Below are 20,474 nucleotides of genomic sequence, written 5' to 3' on the forward strand. Positions count from 1 at the left end.
CTGCCGGCGAGGCGCGCATCGGCAGTTTCGAGGAAGGCTCGCGCGCCGACCGACCAATGGTCTGGCTTTCCGCCGGCATCAGCCCAGCATGATCGACCCGCCATCGACGCTGATCGTCTGTCCGGTGACGAATGCCGCGTCGTCGCCGAGGAAGAATAGGGTGGGCCCGACGAGATCGGTCGCCTTGCCGAGGCGGCCCAGGGCGATATTGGCAATGTGAGCCTTGCGGTCCTCCGGGGGAATGCGCGCAATCTCCTCGCGGGTCGCATCGACCTCGATGAGGCCCGGTGCGATACAGTTGACGCGGATGCCCGCCGGGCCGAGTTCGCGGGCGAGTTGTCGGGTCAGTCCGATCACGCCCGACTTTGCCGCGGCATAGGCCTGCACACCGGTGCGGGTCCAGTTGCGACCGGCTCCCGAAGAGATGTTCACGATCGCACCGCCGCCTATCGGCTTCATGGCGCGGGCGGCCTCGCGGCAGCAGAAGAAGAGACCGTCGAGGTTGAGGGACACGACGCGGTGCCAGTCCGCATCCGTGACCTGGTCGACCGGGACGCGCACGTTGCCCGGTCCGCCCGCGGCGTTGACCAGCAGCGAGATCGGCGCTGCTTGCACGGAGATCTCGCGGAATGTCTCCGAGACGGCAGCCGCATCGGTCACGTCGAGGGGAAGCCGTACGATCTGCCCGGCGCCCGCCGTTTCCGGCCCCGAGCGCTCCCGGTACCCGATGTCGACCGCGAACACGTGCGCGCCGCGGCGCGCGAGTTCCGCGGCGATGGCGGCGCCGATATCCCCCTTGGCGCCGGTGATGACGGCGCAGCGTCCTTGAAAACCGCTCATCGACGTCACCATGACCATCTGCGGGTCGCGGGCGGCTCCCACAGCCCTGCCTTCTCGAGATAGGGAAAGACTTCGCCGAGCTGGGCGACTTCGGCTGGATCCCACAGCAGGCTCAGCCACATGAAACCGCGCAGCCCCGTGATGCGGTGGATCTCGATCAGTTGCTCGGCGACTTCCGCCGGGGTCCCAACCAGGACCTGGCTGCCCGCCGCGAGGCCGATCTTACGCGCCGCCTCGTCAAACTCGCCGCCAAAATTCTGCTGGTACGTCTGACTGCCGGAGAGAAAGCCCTTCGCCCAACCCCGCGCGGCGTCCATGTCGACGGACTCGCGCACCCATTCGTATTTCTCGCGCGCGGCCGACGACGACGAGTCGAGAACGTACCCGATCGAGCCGGCGAGATTGACCTCGAGGCGCGAGCGCCCCGCCGCTTCTGTCCGGTCGCCGAGCTGCTTGACCGCAGAGGCGACCTTGTTCAGGTCCTCCACGACCGCGAAGAAGGCGTAGTCCGCGTTGGTCGCAATGAACTCTTGTCCCGCCGGGGACACGCCGGCATTGAAAATCAGCGGACTTTGCTGCACCGGATAGGGACCGCGCGGCACGCCCTGGAGGTGGTAATATTTGCCCTTGAAGTCGACGGGCTTGCCCCTCGCGTCCCACAATGTCCGCACCGCTGCTAGCGTTTCGGCCACGACCGCGTAGCGCTCGTCGTGCTCGACGTCGTCGGCTAGTCCGAACAGCTTGGCCTCCGACCCCTTCGCGCCGGGAACGATGTTCCAACCCCAGCGGCCGCCGCTCAGGACGTCGAGATTGGCGCCCAGACGCGCCAACACCACCGGGGAGAGATAGCGCGCGTGCATGGTTGTCACCACGCCGATATGCTCAGTGGAAGCCATCACGAGGGGTGCCCATACGGGCGCCGAGATGCAGGGCTCGCCATGGCCCACGCGGGCGTTGTGTTCGCCGTGGTTGGTGTAACCGTCGGCGAAGAAGACGAAATCCACGCCGATCGACTCGGCCGTGCGTGCAAGTGCGATATGGGCATCTACATCGAGAACGTCGGGATTGCGCTCCGCCACGGCCGCCGAGGTAACGTTCGGGGAGGGTGAATTCGGCCACATCAGGCCGAAGCGCATCTTGTCGTCGATCTTTCTCGGCTTTTCGTGCTGCGCGCCGCGGGCAAGTTCTCGCATGGTGCCTCGTTTCGTCTATCGGGCGAGAGCCCGGCCGTGGCGCAGGGCGCCCACACGGCCAGACGTCCGGCTCGGCATTGAAGATTGGGGCCAGCTTACGCTGGTCGATCATCTGTAGCGGACCGAGCCTAAACCAGAAATGGAATGATCCTTGGGTGGAATTAACCAAAAGGTTATGAATACGCTCCGCGCTGCGGCAGGCGAGCGTGCGTCCCCGGAGCGACGGACCGACGCACCGCGCCAAGGTTCTACCTGCTTGTGTTAATCAGTCATATGTGCATAATACTGACGAAATGGAGGATCTGCCGATGAATTCCTTTATCGTGGCCGGCGGCGGCATTGGAGGCATTGCGGCCGCGCTCGGACTGGCGCGCAAGGGGATCCGCACGATCGTGCTCGAGCAGGCCGCCGAGCTCGGCGAGATCGGAGCTGGCATCCAGATTGCACCCAACGCGTTCCACTGTTTCGACCGCCTCGGCGTCGGCGACCGGGCGCGCTCGCAGGCCGTCTTCGTCGATAGGCTGCGTCTGATGGACGGACTGACAGGCGAAGAGATCGTCCACATCCCGCTCGACGACGCTTTTCGCGCGCGTTTCCGCAATCCGTACGCGGTGGTGCACAGGGCCGACCTCCACGCCGCACTGCTGGAGGCGGCTCACGCCACCGGGCTGGTCGAGATAAGGACAAGCCACCGGGTGGAGCGCTACGAGCAGGACGGTTCCTCGGTGACCGTGTTCTGCTCCGGCCGTGAGCCGATCCGGGGCGTCGCGCTCATCGGCGCGGACGGGCTGCGATCGCCGGTGCGTGCGCAGATGCTGGCCGACGGCGAGCCGATCGTCTCCGGTCATACGACCTACCGATCCGTCATTCCCGTCGAGCAGATGCCGGAGGACCTGCGCTGGAACGCGGCGACACTGTGGGCCGGCCCCAAGTGCCACATTGTCCACTACCCGCTCAAGGGATGGAAGGTCTTCAACCTGGTTGTGACCTATCACAACGACGTCAAGGAGGCGGTGGCCGGCAAGCCGGTTTCAGTGGAGGAGGTAAAGCGCGGCTTCGAGCACATCCATCCGCGCGGCCAGAAGATCATCGAGCACGGCTCGAACTGGAAGCTCTGGGTGCTCTGCGACCGCGATCCGGTCGAGCGGTGGGTCGACGGCCGCGTCGCGCTGCTTGGTGACGCCGCCCATCCGATGCTCCAGTATTTTGCTCAGGGCGCCTGCATGGCGATGGAGGACGGCGTGACGCTGTCGGAACTGGTGGCTGCCCACCCCGACGAGCTGGAGAAGGCATTGCTGGCCTATCAGCGGATTCGCGTACCCCACACCGCGCGCGTGCAGATCGGCTCCCGCGCGATCGGCCAGTACATCTACCATCCGGCAGGTGCGACGGCGCTCGCGCGCAACCACATCCTCCGGTCGTGGTCGCCGCAAGAGTACTACAACCGCCTCGAATGGCTCTATGGTGGAGGCATCCTGCCTCCGGCGGACGGGGCGCAGTGACGCGTCCTCGCCCTAATCGAACGAAAGGAAGCATCGACGTGACGTTCGTATTCCCACCCCAGCCGACACCGAGCGTCGTTGTCGGGGGCGAGAGCGCCCGCTTTCCGGTGCGGCGCATCTTCTGCGTCGGTCGAAACTACGAGGCGCATGCGCGCGAGATGGGAAAGGACCCCACGCGCGAGGCGCCGTTCTTCTTCACCAAGCCGGCCGATGCGGTCGTCGATGACGGCGCAACCGTACCGTATCCGCCGCTGACGAAGAACCTGCACCACGAGGCCGAGCTCGTGCTGGCGATCGGAAAGCCTGGTTTCAACGTGTCCGAGGTTGATGCCTGGGACCTGATCTGGGGTTATGCGGTCGGCAACGATCTTACGCGCCGCGATCTTCAACTCGAGGCGCGCGACAAGGGTCGGCCATGGGACTGGGGCAAGGCTTTCGACAATTCGGCCGCATGCGGGCCGATCCGCAAGGCCACCGACGTCGGTCGGCTGGAACAGGGCTTTATCCAGCTGACGGTGAACGGCGCCATTCGCCAGCAGGCGGACATCGCCGATCTGATCTGGTCGGTCCCGGAGATCGTCTCGATTCTGTCGCGGGCCGTCAGGCTGCTGCCGGGTGACCTTGTCTATACCGGCACGCCGGCCGGCGTCGGCGCCCTCATCCCCGGCGATGTCTGCGTGGTCGAGATCGAGGGGCTGGGCAACCTCACCACGACGGTTGGCGAGGCCGCAACGTGACCGGGCTCGTCCTGCACAACTATTTCCGGTCCTCCACCTCCGTCAGGCTGCGCGCGGCGCTCAACCTGAAGGGGCTGTCCTTCGACTATGTGGCCCACCATCTGCGCAAGGGCGAGCAGCGATCGGCCGACTTCCTCGCCCTCAATCCGCAGGGGCTGGTGCCGGCGCTGGTGCTTGGTGATGGCGCTGTGCTGACGCAGTCGCTCGCGATCATCGAATATCTGGACGAAACCCACCCGCAACCTCCACTCCTGCCAGACAACGCGCTCGACCGCGCGCGGGTAAGGGCGCTCGCCTTCGCCATCGCCTGCGAGGTTCATCCGGTCAATAATCTGCGCGTGCTCGGCTACCTGAAGTCCGAGTTCGGCGCCGATGACCGGGCGGCCGCCGTCTGGTTCAGTCACTGGGTCGCAGACACCTTCGGTCCGCTGGAGTCGATGCTCGCCGCCGATCCGCGGACGGGACGCTTCTGTCATGGCGACGCGCCGGGCTTTGCCGACCTGTGCCTCTATGCGCAGGTGATCAACAACCGTCGCTTCGGAGTCGACATGGGCCCCTATCCCACGATCCAGCGGATCTTCGACGCCTGTGCGGCGGTTCCCGCCTTCGCTGACGCCGCGCCCGAGCGACAGCCGGACGCGGAATAGAGATGGAGAATGACATGGCAGCGGCGAATGGGCAGGCGAAGCCGGACGCGGACGGTGCCGAGGGCGAGCCCGCCAGTTTCCTGGCCATGCCCGGCCATCTGCTGCGGCGCTGTCATCAGATCGGCGTCGCGGTTTTCCTCGACGAGTGCCGGGCTTTCGAGCTGACGCCGCTCCAGTTCAGCACGCTGGCGGCGCTGGACAGGTTCGGCTCGATGGACCAAGCGAGCTTGGGCGGCGTGACCGCGCTCGATCGGACGACCATCATTGTCGTGCTGACGAAACTCGAGGAGCGGGGGCTCATCACGCGGGCGCCCTCACGGAAGGACAAGCGCGCGAAGATCGTCGCCATCACCGAGGCAGGCCGCAAGGTCGTGCGTGAGGTAATGCCCAGCGTCTTGTCGGCGCAGGAACGCATGCTCGCGCCGCTGAACGCGCGCGAAAAGGCGCAGCTTCTGGCGCTGCTCGGCAAGATGGCCGAAGGCAACAATCGTCTTAGCCGCGCGCCGCATCGCTTTCCTTGAAAGCGGCCCTGGCGTCCGGTTGACCAACCGACGAAGGAGGAAAACATGAACGACGCCGGACACAGCAATATGATGAAGCCGGAGGACACGCCGGAGCTGCGCCAGCTCTATGCCGACTTCGAGGCCGAGCATCTGAAGCCGCTGTGGACGCAGATCGACGACCTGATGCCTCCGGTCCCCAATCCCAAGGCTGTGGCGCATGTCTGGAAGTGGTCGCGCCTGTTTCCGCTGGCGCAGCGCTCCGGCGACCTCGTTCCCGTGGGGCGCGGCGGCGAGCGCCGCGCTATCGGCCTCGCCAACCCCGGCCTCGGCGGCAAGACCTATGTCAGCCCAACCCTGTGGGCCGCGATCCAGTATCTTGGCCCACGCGAAACCGCGCCGGAGCATCGTCACGCGCAGAACGCCTTTCGCTTTGTGGTTGATGGCGAAGGCGTCTGGACGGTCGTGAACGGCGATCCCGTGCGCATGAGCCGCGGCGACCTTCTGCTCACCCCGGGCTGGCACTTCCACGGCCATCACAACGACACCGACAGTCCGATGGCGTGGATCGACGGCCTCGACATCCCGTTCTCCTACCAGAATGACGTCGGCTTCTTCGAGTTCGGATCGGACCGCGTCACCGACTATGCAACGCCCCGATTTTCGCGCGGCGAGCGCCTGTGGGCCCATCCGGGGCTGCGGCCGCTGTCAGAGCTGAAGGACACGGTCAGTTCGCCGCTCGGAGCCTACCGCTGGGAACTTACCGACCGGGCGCTGACAGAGCAGCTTCTGCTCGAGGACGAGGGGCAGCCGGCGACCGTCGGGCAAGGGCATGCGGCCATCCGCTACGTCAATCCGACGACGGGGGGCGACGTGATGCCGACGATTCGCGCCGAGTTCCACCGCCTGCGGGCCGGCACGGCCACGCCGCCGCGACGCGAGGTCGGCTCGTCCGTGTTCCAGGTTTTCGAGGGCTCGGGGAGCGTAACGCTGAACCGGGTCGAGACCAGGCTCGAGAAGGGCGATCTCTTCGTGGTGCCGTCCTGGGTCGCCTGGTCGCTGCAGGCGCAATCCCAGTTCGATCTGTTCCGCTTCTCCGATGCGCCAATCATGGAGCGTCTCAACTTCGGGCGCGTCCATGTCGAGCAGGAGGAGCGCTAGGTACCTCCGATGGCGGCCATGACGGACGAGGAGGCTCGCGCGCAGCTGCGCGAGCGGCAGGGTGCGGGTGCGCGCTACGACTCGGTAGCCGCGCCCGCGCAGGACCTTATCCTCGCGCGGCGGGGCACGGCCTATTTTGCCCGCAAGCTGAACGAGCTTTCCGACGCGGCGCTCGACGCTCCCTCGCTCGTTCCCGGCTGGAGCCGCCGGTACGTGGTCGCGGATGTCGGCTATCACGCGCGCGGCTTGGCCAGGCTGGTCGAGGCGGCACGCCAGGGCCGGCCGCAGGAAATCCTGAGCGAGCCCGAGAACCAGCGCGAAGACGTCGCCTTCGGGGCGACGCTCCCTGCCCATGCGCTGCGCTATCTTTTCCACCATTCGGAAGTGCATCTCAATGTCGAATGGCGCGACCTCGACGAGGCTGCCTGGAGGGCCAGCGTGCGCACGTTGCAGGGCGTCGCGGTGTCGGCAGGCCGCACGCCATGGCTGCGGGCGCGCGCGATCTGGCAGCGGGCCGTCGATCTCGACAACGGCGGTTCCTATTCCGATTTCCCGCCGGAACTGCTCGACGCGCTGCGCGACGAAGCGGTCGCCAGTGGCACCGGCGACGGGGCCCGGCTGCCGGGCATGATCCTGGCGGCGGCCGACCGAGATGGGGAGACGGTCGTCGGGACCGGCGGCCCGCGCGTGTCCGGCACGATGGCGGACATCGTCCGCTGGCTTTGCGGACGTGGTGCGCGGCGGCTCTCATGCACGTCCCGCCTGCCCGACCTGCCGGCGAACCCGGTGCCGGCGCGAAACTGACGGCGTCGAAGTGCCCACGTTTGCAAAGCAGGGGCGCAGCCTAACCACTTCTTGCCGCGTCATCCTAACCTGCTGTGCACACTCGCCAGAATGACCACGACCCCATGCCGGCCGGCCTGTCGAGATTAGCAAAGTGGGTGGTTTCTCGGGGAGTACATTTTGATCGTGCTGGAAGCCTCATTTGCTAATAACCTGATCAATACAACTAATTTCCATATCGCTCCCCGGCGATCTACCGTCTCCCGCAGTAGCTCCGGTCGTCAATGCGGCGTGCGGCCTTGTATGCAGCCACTCAGGGGAATAGTCGGGTGAAATTCGGAATCTTCCTTCCAAACGGCCGAAACGGCTACATTATTTCTTCGGGAAGCCCGCAATACATGCCGACCTATGAACACAACCTGCAGGTTGCTGTTGAGGCGGAGCGCCAGGGCTTCGATATGGTCCTTTCGATGATGAAGTATCGGGGTTTTGGTGGGGAGACCGGCTTCTGGGACTCCTGCCTCGAATCCTTCACCTTGATGGCTGGACTGGCTGCAGCAACCAAGCGCGTGGAGCTTTTCCCGTCAGTGACGCTGCCTGCTCACCATCCTGCCGTAGTGGCGCGAATGGTTGCGACGATCGACGACATCAGTGGCGGTCGATGCGGCCTCAACATCGTCACCGGGTGGAACAAGGCCGAATATGAGCAAATGGGCCTCTGGCGCGGAAGCGGCTACTACACCAGCCGCTACGACTACGCGAAGGAGTTCCTCGCGGTGATGAAGGGCCTCTGGGAAAACGGTAGCTTCTCTTACGAAGGCGAGCATTTTCACGTGTCGGATTGCCAAGCCTATCCGCAGCCGCGACATCCGATCCGTATCGTGTGTGCGGGGCAATCGCCAGCGGGTGCTCGCTTCGTCGCCGAGCACGGCGATCGCAACTTCGTGCAGGCCGGCCCCGACAGGCTCGCGCAGATCGTCGCCAACCTCAAGGAGGCCGGCACCGAGTTCGGGCGCAAGGTAGGCACCTTCGCCGTCTTTCATTTGATCGCGGACGAGACGGACGAGAAGGCAGCGGCGATAACCCGGAGAATTGTCGAACGAGCGGATCTGGGCGCGATCAACAACTTCATCGCCAGTGCCCGTCTGGACACCAACCCCAAGGGGATCTCGGAGTTCCAGGCGACCGGCATGTCGCGCCCGCCGGAAGAAGGTAATAGCGCCTTCATGACGATACCGGTCATTCACGGCTCCTATGAGACGGCGGCCGAGAAGATCGAGCAGATTTTCAGGGACACCGGCATCGACGGCATGCTGCTGAGCTTTCCTGACTTCGTGAACGGAATCCACAACTTCGGCGAGCGCATCCGGCCGCGATTGTCGGCGAGTTGACGTCGCGTTCGCGTGTCAATAGCGAATTCCCCCCCCCGGCGCCGAAGGCAATGCTCCCGGTTGGCTGACAAATCGCTGCTGAAGCGGAGAACCCAGATGCCTAACGACAATGCCGATGACGTCTTCTTCGCGCGGCGCGGCTTCGGTCAGAAAATTGGCTTCGGAACGGCTCCGCTGCTGCTGGTGGTGGACCTCATAAACGCCTTCACGGACAGCAGCATGATGCTCGGCGCCAACATGGACGAGCAGGTGGAGTACACGAACCGCCTGCTCGATGCGTTCCATGAGCGAGGCTTGCCGGTGATCTTCAGCACCGTGATGTATGAAGACACCGACCTGAAGGATGCCGGCATCTGGGCTCTCAAGCAGAAGGGCGTGACCACGCTGCGGGCGGGGTCGCCCGAGGTCGAGGTGGATGGACGCCTTCATCGGTGGCAGCAGGATCGCATCCTCGTCAAGAAATACGCGTCCTGCTTCTTTGGCACCGATCTGGTGCCGAAGCTCACGACCCAGGGCGTGGACACGCTCGTCATCGCCGGCTGCACGACCAGCGGCTGCGTGCGCGCGACTGCAGTCGATGCCTGCCAGAACGGCTTCAGGCCGATGGTTGTAAGCGAGGCCGTGGGAGACCGGTCGGCAGCAGCGCACAATCAGAGCCTTTTCGACCTGAACGCGAAATACGCCGATGTCGTGAAGGCAGAGGAAGTCACGGCCCGTCTGCGGGCAATCGGCTGACAACCTGCCAGGTGCACCAACAATCGGAGGACACAATGGAAAATCATCAGAGGTTCGGCTTCAGCCCGATCAGCCGCAGGCGCAGGCTGGAAATGCCGGGTGGGGCCAGGATAGCGGTATGGGTGATCCCGAATATCGAGCACTTCCATTTCGACAAGCCTTCCACTTCGATCACGCCGATAACGGCCCATCTGAAGCCGGATGTGCTGAACTACGCATGGCGCGACTTCGGCAACCGAGTCGGCGTGTGGCGGCTGATGGACATCATGGAGCGTCATGGCTTCAAGGGAACCGCCGCGCTGAACGCCGAAGTCTGTGAGTACTATCCGGAGATCATCGACGCCGGAAACAAGCTGGGCTGGGAGTGGATGGCGCATGGTCGCACCAATTCCGAGTTGCTCAATGGCCAGAGCGAGGAGCAGGAGCGGGTCATCGTCAAGAGCGTGGTCGACACGATCGCGTTGGGCACCGGCGTGAAGCCCAAGGGCTGGCTTGGGCCGGCGCTGACCGAAAGCCACAACACTCCCGACATTCTCGCCGAGAACGGGATCGAATATCTATGCGATTGGTGTAACGACGAACAGCCTTATGAGTTCAACGTCAGAAACGGCAAGCTGATCTCGGTACCCTACTCGATCGAGGTGAACGACATTCCAGCCTTCCTCGACCGCGGTATGTCACCCGAGCAATTCGGCCAGATGATCGTGGATCAGTTCGATGTCCTTTACGCCGATGGCGAAAGGAACCCTCGGATAATGGCGGTGTGCCTCCATCCGTTCCTGATCGGTCATGGCTTCCGCGCCAAGTATCTTGAGAAGGCGTTCGAGTATATCTCGAAAAAGGAAAAGGTCTGGATCTCTACAGGCGGCGAAATCTCCGACTGGTACTACGAGAACTATACCGGAAAATAAGTAGCGGGTTCGAACGTCGACAGGGAGCGCTCGGAACCTTCGTTGAACGACATCGACATGCCACAGAGCAAGGGGAGTGGAACAGCATGATAAAGAGGCTGATAATCGGAATCGCCGTTTCAACCAGCGTGGTCGCGGCGACCGTGCTTGGCGCGCATGCCCAGGTGGATGGAAAGCGGCTGGCGCATATCACCCTGGCGTTGAACAATCCCTTCGTATCGGCTGTCGCCGGGGCGATCGAGGAGACCAGCACCCAGCACGGCATGACCGCTCAGGTATTCTCCGGTCCGTTCGACGCCGCGCTGCAATCGCGCCAGATCGACGACGCGATAGCCCAGAACTACGATGCGCTGCTGGTCTTCCCCGCCGATCCCAATGCGCTGCTTCCGGCCCTGACGAGGGCGAAAGCGGCAGGCATTCCGGTCTTCCTCGTGAATTCGACTATCGCGGAAGGCCACGACGACCTCTTCGTCTCGGTGATCGGGACGGACCAGGTCGAGATGGGGCGTATCGCTGCCCAACAGGCGGCCGCGGCCGTGGCAGGCCGTGAGGACGCGAAAGTTGCGGTCATTGCTGGCAGCCTCTCGGAGAGCACCCCGCAAAAGCGGCTTGCCGGTTTCGAGCAGGCGATCGGTGAGAACCCCAACATGAAAATCGTGGCCGTCGAGGATGCTCGCTGGGACATGGCGAGGAGCGAGCAGATCGCGGGACAACTCTTTGCGCGCTTCCAGGCATCGGGCGGGCTCGATGTCGTGTTCGGTATGGCCGACTACATGGCCTTTGCAGTCATACAGGCGGCCAAGTCGGCCGGAGTTCCGCTGGGTACCGGCAAGGGCGAACTGACGGTGGTCAGCAGCGACTGCCACAACCTCGGAATCAATGCGATCCTGGCTGGTGAGCAGTACAGCACGATCGACTCCAGCCCGATCCGTATTGGCCGCTCGTCGGTCGAGGCTGTGGTGCAGCATTTTGGCGGCCAGCAGCTCAAGAAGGTCGACAATCTGCCCATTGGGCCGATCACCAAGGAGAACGCCGAGGGCTTCCTCAATGACTGCACGTTCTGAGAACCCCACGGCCGACGTCTCGTCTCGAAGGTGATGGATAAGCGATGACACCCGCTCTCAAGGTCAGCCATGTGAGCAAGAGTTTTGGCGCGGTGCAGGCGCTGGCCAACGCCTCGTTTGAGGCGCTGCCGGGCCAGATTCATGCCGTCTGCGGTGAAAACGGAGCCGGCAAGAGCACGTTGCTCGGTATCTTGATGGGCGTCATCGAGCCTGACGCCGGCGAGATCGCACTGCAGGGGCAGGTGCGATCGATCAGGGATCCCGCAGAGGCTCAGTCCCTGGGAATCGGCCTTGTTTCTCAGGAACTGAGCATCGCGCCCCATCTGTCGGTCTACGACAACATTTGGCTGGGCTATCGCGCAGTTCCCTTGCTGCATCGCCGCAAGTACCTTGCTGCAAGGGCGAAGGAAGTGATGGAGGCCATCGGCCTCAACTCCATCTCGCTGACGGACCGCGCCGGCAGTCTTTCCATCGGCGAGCAGCAGTTGCTCGAGATCGCGCGCATGTTGATCCGCAATGTCGAGGTGCTGCTGCTGGACGAACCGACGGCTACCTTATCCGATCACGAGATCGAGCTTGTCTTCGCCGCGCTCAAGCGACTGCGGGATCAGGGCAAGACCATCGTTTTGATCACACATCGTCTTGGCGAAGTGCTGGAGACCTGCGACCGGGTGACTGTGATGCGCAATGGGGCCGATGTCTGGTCGTCGCCGACGTCGGAGGTCGATCGCCCCCTGCTTGTTCGTCACATGCTGGGTCGACCGCTGGACGAGCTCTATCCCGAAGGCGAGACGGGAAGCGCGTGCCAGCCAGGCTTGATCGTCGAGAGCCTGTCCGTTCAGGGGCATGTGTCGGGACTTTCTTTTGCAGCGCCGAAGGGACACATCACCGGCATTGCCGGACAGATCGGATCCGGCGCCTTCATGGCGCTGCGTGCAATTGCGGGCCTGCGCTACGACGCAACCGGCGCAGCGAGTTCATGGGGGCGGGATTTTAGGCTCGGGTCGGTGCCGGCCGCTCTGAAGGCGAACGTCCGATTCGTCTCGGAAGACAGGGCGGCCGAAGGGGTCTTTCTGAAACTGAAGGCCTCCGAGAACTTGTATGCAACGCAGCTCGATACGGTTGTGGAACGCGGTTTGATCGCCTCGAGCCGTGTCCACGAACACGCGGATGCGCTCGCTGGAATGGTCGCCTTCGATACGGCGCGCCTCGATGCCAGATGTCAGGATCTGAGCGGCGGCAATCAACAGAAGATTGCGATTGCCCGCTCCGTGGTGCCCGGCGAGGCGTGTGTCTTGATCATGAATGAGCCGACCAGGGGCGTGGATGTGGGTGCGCGCGCCGATATCTACCAGACGCTTCGTCGGCTCTGCGACGTCGGCTACACGATTGTCATGGCTACGACAGACATGGAGGAACTGATCGGATTGTCCGACGTCATCGTCACGATGTATCGCGGAAGGAAGGTCAACCAGTACTCTCGGGGAGAGGTGTCCCGCGATCGCATCCTTATGGACATTACTCACAGTGCGGGTTGATCGACGATGCAGGAATCGGCTGTGAGCAAATCGAGAAGTTCATCGGTTCTCCCTTCGAGCGGAAGAGGGCTCAAGCCGAACATATTCAATGCCTCTTTGTGCGTCATTTTGGGCACCCTTGTTGTGTTGAAGCCGGAGTTCCTTTCGGCGCCAAGCATCTTTTCCCTCTTGAATAATATTGCCATCGTCGGATCGGTCGCCCTGGCAATGGCGCTCATTACCATGAGTGGCAATGTCCTATCGCTTTCCTTGGGCGTGACGACCGGCGCGGCCGCGATGGTGTTCTCGGCGCTCAGCGGTCACGGTGCCGTTGTCGCGGTGCTGGGAACGGTAATCTTTTCGATCGCTGTCGTCGGCGTTCAGGGTTTCATCGTCGGCTATTTTCGCGCCAACCCGATCATTGTCAGCATCGCGGCTCTGGGGCTGACGGCCGGGTTTGCCGAGATCACCGCGGGCGGCCGCACGATTTATGCGGGCCAGAGGTTGTTGGGCTGGCTCTCCTCCAATGTTTACGGCGTGCCGATGACGATCCTCGTCTTCATTGTCGCCGCCCTTCTGGTCGAGATCATGCTCTTGCGGACCAGGTTCGGCAGGAAACTGATCATGGTCGGAAGCAATGTGCGGGCCGCCGATGCCGCGGGGTTGGTCGTTTGGAAGGTCGTCGTTGGCGTTTACGCCTGCGCGGGCCTGCTCGTAGGCCTCGCTGCCATCATGCTGGCGGCACGTTACGGCATGGCCAACATGGAATTCGGTCTCGGCTACGACTATCAGGCGATAGCGGCGGTACTCGTCGGCGGCATATTCATCGGTGGGGGCGAGGGGTCCGCGACCCGCGCCGTGACGGGCATGACGCTACTGGCCGTGCTCTCATCCGTTGTCGTTCTGTATGGCGTGTCGAGCGAATATCAGGCACTCGTCCTCGGGCTGGTCGTGCTCATTTCGGTATTGCTGCAAAGGAAGAAGTCATGAGCGCGACGAGGCGTCGCCTGCAGGATCCGACGATCCGCGCATTTGCTCTCCTTGTCGTGGTGCTCGCGATATTCGTCGGGCTCGCCGCTTCCACCGGGGCGAAGCTGAGCGCTGCCACTGCTTTCAGCATCTTTCAGAACTTCGCAGTCGTCGGACTGGTGGCCCTCGGGCTTGGGATCACCATGCTTATCCGCGAGTTCGACCTTTCCGTCGCCGGCATGTTCGGCCTCGGCGGAATAGTGGCGGTCTTGGTTGGGAACGGCCATCCCGTCATTGGGCTGGCGACTGCCGTCGGAATCGGCCTTGCGGGCGGCTTGGCGCAGTCGTTCTGCATGGTCCGATTCGGACTGGGCTCGGTGCCGATCACGCTTGGCGGCTTGCTGACGTTTAACGGCATTGCCGTAGTGATCTCTGGCAACCGGAGCATCCCGTTCACGAACTTGGATCTTGCACTCTGGATCAACACGCCGCTTGCGGGAATGTTCTCCATCCACAGCGCCATTACGCTGCTGGTGTTCGTCGTCGCAGCTCTCTTGATTTCCTACACGCGGCCTGGGCGGGACGTAATTGCTACGGGAAGCAACGCCCGGGCGAGCAGAATAGCCGGCATCAACACCAATGCCGTCGTGATGGCCGTGTTCGCGACCTCGGGCGCCCTCGCGGCCCTGGGTGGCGGTCTGCTCTCCTTCGGTCTGGCCGCGGCTTCGCCCTCGGGCCTGACTGCTGTGCTAATCCCGGCCATCGCAGCCGTCATCCTGGGTGGCGGATCGCTTTCCGGCGGAACGGGCTTGCCCTTGGGGATCGCGGCCGGAGTCCTCATCCTCTCCCTGTTGCGGACGGGGATGACGATCCTCGGCCTGCCGCCTCATGCCCATGACATCGTCACGGGGCTACTGCTTCTGTCAGTCGCCGTCCTTGACGGCGAGGCGCTCCGGCAGCGCGTCCATGAGGCCGTCCGAACGCTCAAGCCGCTGCGGCGACTGCCGCGTGGTTGAGCCTTCCACTATGCGGCTAAGGCGCGGGCCTCATGCAGGTCATCCTGCCTCTGCGGACAGCATTCCCAAGCTTGTGCCGCCGGAAAGCTCACGCTCTCTTCGTGATGCGTTTGCCCGCTTCCCGAGTGGTGTAGCGGCATTGTGCGCCTCGGTAGAAGACGCGCCCACAGGCATCATTGCGTCGTCTTTTACGTCCGCATCTCTCGAGCCGCCGCTCGTCGCAGTATGAATCCAACGCAGTTCGACAACCTGGCCAAAACTCCGGACTGCCCGGCACATCGGCATCAGTGTCCTCGGCGATGATCAGGTTCTGGTTTGCCGAAATCTCTCGTCGAAGCTTGGCGAGCGTTTTGCAGGTCTGGAATGGCTTGAGACAGAAAGCGGTGCCGTTTTGATCGCGGGGGCGGCGGCCATGTTCGAATGTTCGATCCATGCTTCGTTCTATGCGGGTGATCACGAACTTATCGTCATGAAGATTCACATGATCAATAGCCATCCCGAAGTTGTGCCGATGGTTTTTCATGGCAGCCGGTTCCGCAAGCTTTCGCCAGAATCCGGCTGAAACAGCGCACGACTGCTGCCTCATCGAGCGTCTGGACAAGGAGGCCGGGCGCGGACCGCCGACACCCAATCTGGTCACGTCAAGCGAGTTGGGCTACCCTTGGACAGGTGATGCCTAGACTTCCAATGGTCACACTCTGTCCAAGTTATGCACTTTCGACGTCTCGATCTGAATCTGCTCGTGGTTTTCCGTTCGCTGATGCTGCATCGCAACCTGACGCGCGTGGCGGACGAACTGGGCCTGACACAACCGGCTATAAGCCAGGCGCTCAAGAAATTGCGAGAGCACTACAATGACGAACTTTTCGTTCGGATAGCGAACCGTATGGAGCCTACGAGGTCCGCTCTCGAAATATTCGATCCGATCAACAAGGCTCTCGATGAGATCTTCTCCACGTTCTCGACTGCGGTAGACCCGAAGTCGATCAAGTATGATCTAAGACTTGGGTTTGTAGAATATGCGAGCGTGTTCTTTCTACCAATATTGGAACAGAAATTCCTGAAAATAGCGCCTGGTATCAAGATCGTCGCGGAAGAGATGAACAGTCAGACGGCCGTCGAACTGTTCCAGACCGACAGGCTGGACTTGGTTATTGGTGATCTCTTGGAGGGTTGGACGGGTGCCAACCGTTTTGCGCTTTTCAGGGAGCCATACGTGGTGATTACAGGCAGCAGGCACCCGGCCTGCGACCTGACTCTCTCGAAACATGAGTTCAGCCGGCTGGAGCATATCCAGCTTCCAATATACCGGCGGGTCAAGGGATATCTCAGCCAGATCGGGGTCGAACTGAACTATGCAGCGCAAACCAGCAACGTGATGTCGGTTCCATCGATGATATCCTCATCGCATTTGGTCGCGGTGGTTCCCAAAACCTTCGCCGACGTCTTCAAGCAGCTTCACGACATCAGGGAGATACGGATCGCCTTCGATCTGCCCGAAGTGATTGTCGACATGGCTTTCTCGGGTGCGAAGACAAGCGATCCCGAGTTTGGATGGATAAGCCAGTGCATTTCCGAAATCGGCGCGGAGATTCGCGACAAGCTTGCAGCGAAGGCGGCAACGAGCTGGAAAGTTCACTAGTTCGGTGCCTCTTGCGGCGATGCGAGAGCAGCCGAGAAGCCCATATTTGCCTGCCCTGTCGGTGAGCAGAGACGCTCGCTGTTCGCCGCCGACACCGATTTCGACGGACACCAGCCCCGATTCGCACGTATGGCATGTTGCCTATCCGCCAAGTTCCGCTTCGGTGGAGGCGAGGCGCGCCTTCCCGGTGCCGTCCAGAAGTACCATAGTCCTGAGGCTATGCATTTGCGAAGAACTATATATTGGACTCGCAAGCAGGCCCAGGAGTACCTCTTCTCTGACAAGCGAACTGATCATTCGGGAGGAGGAGATAATGGCTGTCAGGCAGGCAATGCTGGCGTTCGTCAGCGTTCTCGCAATCGCCGCCGGCGCTTCGGCGCAGGACGCGAAATCGGTGGTCGACGTGGCGCGTCAGCCAAAGAGCGCGTGGCCGGGGCCAACGGAACCCGTGAAGGCCGAAGGATCCAGGAACATCTTCGTCATCACCTGCGCATCGCAGGGCATTGGCTGTGTCCGCGCCGCCAACGGCGTCGTGGAAGCGGGCGGCGTGCTCGGGTGGAATGTCCGCGTCATCGACGGCCGCGGCGACCCGGCCGCCTGGAATGCCGGCATCCTCTCGGCGGTGACGGCGAAGGCGGACGGCATCGTGCTCGCGGCCGTCCCGCCGATGCTGGTCGGCGACGCGCTTGCCCAGGCAAAGGCGGCCGGAATTTCCGTGGTCTCCGTCTTCAATCCGAAGCCCGAGGAAGCCGATAGCGTCTTCGCCTATGTGCGGCCTGACCACGTCGCGCAGGGGGCGCTCGCGGCCGACTGGGTCGAGGTCGATTCAGGCGGAACGGCGAAGATCGTTCTGGTCGAGGATCCGATCTTTCCGGAGCTGGTACAGCGAGGAGCGGGTTTCAGGGAGAGCATCGCCAGTTGCGCCAGCTGCGAGATCGTGGAAGCCGTCGAATCGACGCTGGCGACGATGGCGCAGCGCCTCCCGGGCGCCGTGGCGGCGGCGTTGAGCCGGCACCCCGACGCCAACTATGTCATCGCGCCCTTCGATTCCAACGGCTTCTTCGCCAATGAGGGCGTGCGCCAAGCCGGCCGCATCGGCTCGGTGAGGCTCGGCTCCTACGAAGGCGATCCGCAGACCGTCGCGGCCATCCGTGCCGGCGAGTACGCCATGACGGTGGCCGATCCGGCGGAATGGATGGGCTGGCAGGCTGCCGACGAACTTGTGCGCGCATTCGCGGGAGCAGCGCCCGCCAACGTGACCGTCATCGACCGGCTGATCGACAAGGACAACGCGCCCGACACGGAAGGATGGCTCGGCGACATCGACTACAAGGCCGAATTCCGGACGCTCTGGGGCAAATGACATGTCCGCCCCTGTCCTGTCGGTGCGCGGCGCGACCAAGGCGTTCGGCGGCGCGATCGCCCTTCGCGGCGTTGACCTGGAAATCGTCCAGGGAGAGATCCACGCCCTGCTCGGCGAGAACGGGGCGGGCAAGTCGACGCTCATCAAGCTGCTGGCGGCGGTGCATTCGCCCGACGACGGCGCGTTCGAGGTCGCTGGCGCGCCGCTTCCGCAATCGTTCGGCGCTGCAGACATCGCGGGGGCGGGAGTCCGGTTCGTCCATCAGGACTTCGGTCTGATCGACACGATGAGCGTCACGGAGAACATGGCTCTCGTCGGCGGCTTCGAGCGGCGGAATGGCCTGATCGATCATCGCGCATCCTCCCGCCGCGCGGCCGACCAGCTTGCACGGCTCGGGATGAGGATCGATCCGTCCAGGCTGGTCGGCGACCTTCCGGAGGCGGAAAGGGCGATCCTGGCGCTGGCGCGCGCGCTCGAGGGTGACGCGAGGCTGATCGTCGTCGACGAGGTGACGGCCGCGCTGCCGAGCCCCGACGTGGCGCGGGTTCACGAGGCGATCCGGGCGGCGAGGGCGCGCGGCGTCGCGTTCATCTACGTCTCGCACAGGCTGGAGGAAGTGTTCCAGCTCTGCGACAGGCTGACCGTCCTGCGCGACGGCCGCAACATCGCCACCGCCGATGTCGGCTCGGTCGACATGGCCAGGGTGGTGGAGTGGATTGCGGGAAGACGCGTGGCGCTGAAACGGCCCGCCGCCCCTTCCGCCCATGGGCGTGTCCGCCTCGTGGCGCGGGCGCTGCGCGGGGGCGTCGTTGAGCAACCCATCGACTTTGCCGTCGCGGCCGGCGAGGTTCTCGGGATAACCGGCATCATCGGCTCCGGCTACGACGCCATCTGCGCGATGACCGCCGGCATCGACGCGCCGGCGTCCGGCCGCGTTGAGATCGACGGGCGCGTGATTGCTCCAGGCAGCACGGCCGACAGCCGCGCCGCCGGCCTCGAAGTAGTGCTCGGCGAGCGCAGCCGGGCCGCATTCGCGGAGCGCACCGTCCGGGAAAACCTGTTTGCCGACGCCATCTATGGGCCAGCCGGCTGGCCCGACCTTGCCGGTGAGCTGCGCCGTACGGACGAGCTTGTCGGCAATTTCGGCGTTCGCCCGCGGAACTGCGCGGAAGCCACGATCCAGTCGCTGTCGGGGGGCAACCAGCAGAAGGTGCTGTTCGCGAGGGCGCTGATGGCCGACCCGAAGGCGCTCGTGCTGGTCGATCCGACGGCCGGGGTGGACGTGGGGGCGCGCGCCGAACTGCACGACGTCATGCGCGGGGCGGTGGCGCGCGGAGCGGCGGTGCTTTTTGGATCGAGCGATTTCGAGGAGATCATGGCCGTGGCGGACCGAGTGCTGGTTGTGCGCGACGGACGCATCGCATCGACGCTGGAGGGAGAGGACGCGACATGGGACAGGCTGTTCCTGGAAGCGCATGGCGGCGCGGCGCATACGGCTCCGGCGGCCCGGGGGCCGACGCCATGAACCCGACCGCGCGAAGCGGCCTTGGCAAGGCGCTCTGGGCGAATTCGCTCTTCCTGATGCTGATCGCGGTGGTCGCGATCTTCTCGATCCTTCTGCCGCAGAGCTACTTCTCACTCGCCAACGCGCAGATGATCACCTCGACAAACGCGGTGCTGGCGCTTCTCGCGCTCGCCGCCGTACTGCCGCTCATCAGCGGTCAGTTCGACATGTCGATCGGCTTCACGCTGGCGCTGGCCCAATCGCTCTGCGCGGGCCTGATCATCCATCACGGCGTGCCGCCGCTGGCGGCGGGGGCCGCAGTGGTCGCGGCAGGCATGCTGATCGGCCTGGTCAACGGTCTCCTAGTCGCACGCGGCGGCCTGAACGCCTTCATCACCACGCTTGCAACGGGCATCGTCGTGCAGGGTATCGCTCAGCTCTATACGGGTGGCTCGTCGCTGTTCGGGCAGATGCCGGGCTTTTTCCTGTCGCTGGGGCGCGACCGCATGCTTGGGGTGCCGCTGCCGCTGGTCTACGTGATGGTGGTGGCCGCCCTGATGTGGGCCGCGCTGCGCTACACGGACTGGGGGCGGCGCTGTCATGCCATCGGCGGCAACGCCAAGGCCGCGCGGCTGATCGGCATCCCGGTCGAGCGCATCACGGTGCAGGTCTTCGTGGCCGCCGGGGCCCTGGCCGCGCTGGCGGGCGTGCTGTCGACCAGCATCCTCGGCTCGGCCAATCCGAACGTCGGCCTCAACTACCTTCTTCCGGCCTTCGCAGCGGTCTTCCTCGGCGCGGCGCCGGCAGGGCCGGGCCGATTCAACGCCTGGGGCACCGTGATCGCGGTCTATGCCCTGGCAGCCGGCATCAGCGGCCTGCAGCAGTTCGGTGCGGCCTTCTATGTCGAGCAGTTCTTCAACGGCGGCGCTCTGCTGCTCGCAGTCGCGCTGGCCCGGTGGATGGCGGTCCGCGCGGCCGCCGCAACCCGATAGATCGGTG

The 20,474-nt window shown here is 63.8% G+C and carries 20 protein-coding genes and 1 pseudogene; 18 read left to right on the forward strand and 3 right to left on the reverse strand.

The annotated features are described in order from the left end of the window. Positions 1-78: 78 nt before the first annotated feature. Both JN280_RS06415 and JN280_RS06420 read right to left on the reverse strand, forming a co-directional pair. Positions 79-840 carry an SDR family NAD(P)-dependent oxidoreductase gene (locus tag JN280_RS06415; RefSeq protein WP_202310839.1) on the reverse strand — a complete coding sequence of 254 codons (762 nt, stop codon included), beginning with the start codon at positions 838-840 and terminating at the stop codon, positions 79-81. Between the two features lie 5 nt (positions 841-845). Continuing rightward, entirely contained in the window at positions 846-1,976 is a 1,131-nt protein-coding gene (locus JN280_RS06420; protein ID WP_202310841.1) for an LLM class flavin-dependent oxidoreductase, read from the reverse strand. 365 nt (positions 1,977-2,341) lie between these two features. Between JN280_RS06420 and JN280_RS06425 the strand changes: the two genes are divergently transcribed. The 11 genes from JN280_RS06425 to JN280_RS06475 all read left to right on the forward strand — a co-directional run bounded on the left by JN280_RS06425 (position 2,342) and on the right by JN280_RS06475 (position 13,002). After that, a complete protein-coding gene (locus JN280_RS06425) occupies positions 2,342-3,535 on the forward strand; it encodes a 3-hydroxybenzoate 6-monooxygenase (protein ID WP_202310843.1) in 1,194 nt (397 codons plus the stop codon). A 38-nt stretch (positions 3,536-3,573) separates the two neighbouring features. Continuing rightward, positions 3,574-4,272 (forward strand): fumarylacetoacetate hydrolase family protein, encoded by a 699-nt coding sequence (locus tag JN280_RS06430; RefSeq protein ID WP_202310845.1) that lies wholly within the window; start codon positions 3,574-3,576, stop codon positions 4,270-4,272. After that, a complete protein-coding gene (maiA, locus tag JN280_RS06435) occupies positions 4,269-4,919 on the forward strand; it encodes a maleylacetoacetate isomerase (protein WP_202310847.1) in 651 nt (216 codons plus the stop codon). The genes JN280_RS06430 and maiA overlap by 4 nt, the downstream gene beginning before the upstream one ends. Positions 4,920-4,933: 14 nt before the next feature. Continuing rightward, the gene (locus JN280_RS06440; RefSeq protein WP_202310850.1) at positions 4,934-5,440 is read left to right on the forward strand and encodes a MarR family winged helix-turn-helix transcriptional regulator; all 507 of its coding nucleotides are present in this window, start codon (positions 4,934-4,936) and stop codon (positions 5,438-5,440) included. Positions 5,441-5,485: 45 nt separating this feature from the next. Then, complete coding sequence (locus tag JN280_RS06445) at positions 5,486-6,580, forward strand: cupin domain-containing protein (RefSeq protein WP_202310852.1); 1,095 nt, start codon at positions 5,486-5,488, stop codon at positions 6,578-6,580. An 18-nt stretch (positions 6,581-6,598) separates the two neighbouring features. Then, a complete protein-coding gene (locus JN280_RS06450; protein WP_202310854.1) occupies positions 6,599-7,384 on the forward strand; it encodes a maleylpyruvate isomerase N-terminal domain-containing protein in 786 nt (261 codons plus the stop codon). Positions 7,385-7,692: 308 nt separating this feature from the next. Beyond that, positions 7,693-8,754: an LLM class flavin-dependent oxidoreductase gene (locus JN280_RS06455; RefSeq protein ID WP_202310856.1), complete on the forward strand. Its 1,062-nt coding sequence runs from the start codon at positions 7,693-7,695 to the stop codon at positions 8,752-8,754. Between the two features lie 96 nt (positions 8,755-8,850). Further along, entirely contained in the window at positions 8,851-9,489 is a 639-nt protein-coding gene (locus tag JN280_RS06460; protein WP_202310858.1) for an isochorismatase family protein, read from the forward strand. Between the two features lie 35 nt (positions 9,490-9,524). Then, complete coding sequence (locus JN280_RS06465; protein ID WP_202310860.1) at positions 9,525-10,400, forward strand: polysaccharide deacetylase family protein; 876 nt, start codon at positions 9,525-9,527, stop codon at positions 10,398-10,400. 86 nt (positions 10,401-10,486) lie between these two features. Further along, positions 10,487-11,464, forward strand: coding sequence for a sugar ABC transporter substrate-binding protein (locus JN280_RS06470; RefSeq protein WP_202310862.1), 978 nt, complete (start codon positions 10,487-10,489; stop codon positions 11,462-11,464). A 44-nt stretch (positions 11,465-11,508) separates the two neighbouring features. After that, complete coding sequence (locus tag JN280_RS06475) at positions 11,509-13,002, forward strand: sugar ABC transporter ATP-binding protein (RefSeq protein ID WP_202310864.1); 1,494 nt, start codon at positions 11,509-11,511, stop codon at positions 13,000-13,002. Here JN280_RS06475 and JN280_RS06480 read toward each other — a convergent pair. Next, entirely contained in the window at positions 12,987-13,220 is a 234-nt protein-coding gene (locus JN280_RS06480; RefSeq protein ID WP_210387844.1) for a hypothetical protein, read from the reverse strand. The genes JN280_RS06475 and JN280_RS06480 overlap by 16 nt on opposite strands. Between JN280_RS06480 and JN280_RS06485 the strand changes: the two genes are divergently transcribed. From JN280_RS06485 to JN280_RS06520, 7 genes and pseudogenes are all read left to right on the forward strand, one after another. After that, positions 13,210-13,971, forward strand: coding sequence for an ABC transporter permease (locus JN280_RS06485; protein ID WP_244743048.1), 762 nt, complete (start codon positions 13,210-13,212; stop codon positions 13,969-13,971). The genes JN280_RS06480 and JN280_RS06485 overlap by 11 nt on opposite strands. Further along, a complete protein-coding gene (locus JN280_RS06490) occupies positions 13,968-14,966 on the forward strand; it encodes an ABC transporter permease (RefSeq protein ID WP_202310868.1) in 999 nt (332 codons plus the stop codon). The genes JN280_RS06485 and JN280_RS06490 overlap by 4 nt, the downstream gene beginning before the upstream one ends. A gap of 10 nt (positions 14,967-14,976) precedes the next feature. Next, positions 14,977-15,528: pseudogene (locus tag JN280_RS40250) on the forward strand (flavin reductase family protein). 180 nt (positions 15,529-15,708) lie between these two features. Then, positions 15,709-16,608 carry a LysR family transcriptional regulator gene (locus JN280_RS06505; protein WP_202310872.1) on the forward strand — a complete coding sequence of 300 codons (900 nt, stop codon included), beginning with the start codon at positions 15,709-15,711 and terminating at the stop codon, positions 16,606-16,608. A 313-nt stretch (positions 16,609-16,921) separates the two neighbouring features. Further along, complete coding sequence (locus JN280_RS06510; RefSeq protein WP_202310874.1) at positions 16,922-17,971, forward strand: sugar ABC transporter substrate-binding protein; 1,050 nt, start codon at positions 16,922-16,924, stop codon at positions 17,969-17,971. Position 17,972: 1 nt separating this feature from the next. Continuing rightward, complete coding sequence (locus JN280_RS06515; protein ID WP_202310876.1) at positions 17,973-19,496, forward strand: sugar ABC transporter ATP-binding protein; 1,524 nt, start codon at positions 17,973-17,975, stop codon at positions 19,494-19,496. Then, the gene (locus JN280_RS06520) at positions 19,493-20,467 is read left to right on the forward strand and encodes an ABC transporter permease (protein WP_202310878.1); all 975 of its coding nucleotides are present in this window, start codon (positions 19,493-19,495) and stop codon (positions 20,465-20,467) included. Before JN280_RS06515 ends, JN280_RS06520 begins: the two co-directional genes overlap by 4 nt. Positions 20,468-20,474: the final 7 nt, after the last annotated feature.

Origin of the sequence: Mesorhizobium sp. L-8-10 (assembly GCF_016756635.1) — a bacterium.
Taxonomy (GTDB): Bacteria; Pseudomonadota; Alphaproteobacteria; order Rhizobiales; family Rhizobiaceae.

Excerpts from the sequence above, each read along its gene's own strand:
- JN280_RS06450 (WP_202310854.1), top strand. The coding sequence starts at position 6,599 with ATGACGGACGAGGAGGCTCGCGCGCAGCTGCGCGAGCGGCAGGGTGCG.
- JN280_RS06475 (WP_202310864.1), top strand. The coding sequence starts at position 11,509 with ATGACACCCGCTCTCAAGGTCAGCCATGTGAGCAAGAGTTTTGGCGCG.
- JN280_RS06465 (WP_202310860.1), top strand. The coding sequence starts at position 9,525 with ATGGAAAATCATCAGAGGTTCGGCTTCAGCCCGATCAGCCGCAGGCGC.
- JN280_RS06515 (WP_202310876.1), top strand. The coding sequence starts at position 17,973 with ATGTCCGCCCCTGTCCTGTCGGTGCGCGGCGCGACCAAGGCGTTCGGC.
- JN280_RS06445 (WP_202310852.1), top strand. The coding sequence starts at position 5,486 with ATGAACGACGCCGGACACAGCAATATGATGAAGCCGGAGGACACGCCG.
- JN280_RS06510 (WP_202310874.1), top strand. The coding sequence starts at position 16,922 with ATGGCTGTCAGGCAGGCAATGCTGGCGTTCGTCAGCGTTCTCGCAATC.
- JN280_RS06490 (WP_202310868.1), top strand. The coding sequence starts at position 13,968 with ATGAGCGCGACGAGGCGTCGCCTGCAGGATCCGACGATCCGCGCATTT.
- JN280_RS06460 (WP_202310858.1), top strand. The coding sequence starts at position 8,851 with ATGCCTAACGACAATGCCGATGACGTCTTCTTCGCGCGGCGCGGCTTC.
- JN280_RS06425 (WP_202310843.1), top strand. The coding sequence starts at position 2,342 with ATGAATTCCTTTATCGTGGCCGGCGGCGGCATTGGAGGCATTGCGGCC.
- JN280_RS06520 (WP_202310878.1), top strand. The coding sequence starts at position 19,493 with ATGAACCCGACCGCGCGAAGCGGCCTTGGCAAGGCGCTCTGGGCGAAT.
- JN280_RS06470 (WP_202310862.1), top strand. The coding sequence starts at position 10,487 with ATGATAAAGAGGCTGATAATCGGAATCGCCGTTTCAACCAGCGTGGTC.
- JN280_RS06440 (WP_202310850.1), top strand. The coding sequence starts at position 4,934 with ATGGCAGCGGCGAATGGGCAGGCGAAGCCGGACGCGGACGGTGCCGAG.
- JN280_RS06485 (WP_244743048.1), top strand. The coding sequence starts at position 13,210 with ATGGCGCTCATTACCATGAGTGGCAATGTCCTATCGCTTTCCTTGGGC.
- JN280_RS06415 (WP_202310839.1), bottom strand. The coding sequence starts at position 840 with ATGAGCGGTTTTCAAGGACGCTGCGCCGTCATCACCGGCGCCAAGGGG.
- JN280_RS06480 (WP_210387844.1), bottom strand. The coding sequence starts at position 13,220 with ATGAGCGCCATTGCCAGGGCGACCGATCCGACGATGGCAATATTATTC.
- JN280_RS06420 (WP_202310841.1), bottom strand. The coding sequence starts at position 1,976 with ATGCGCTTCGGCCTGATGTGGCCGAATTCACCCTCCCCGAACGTTACC.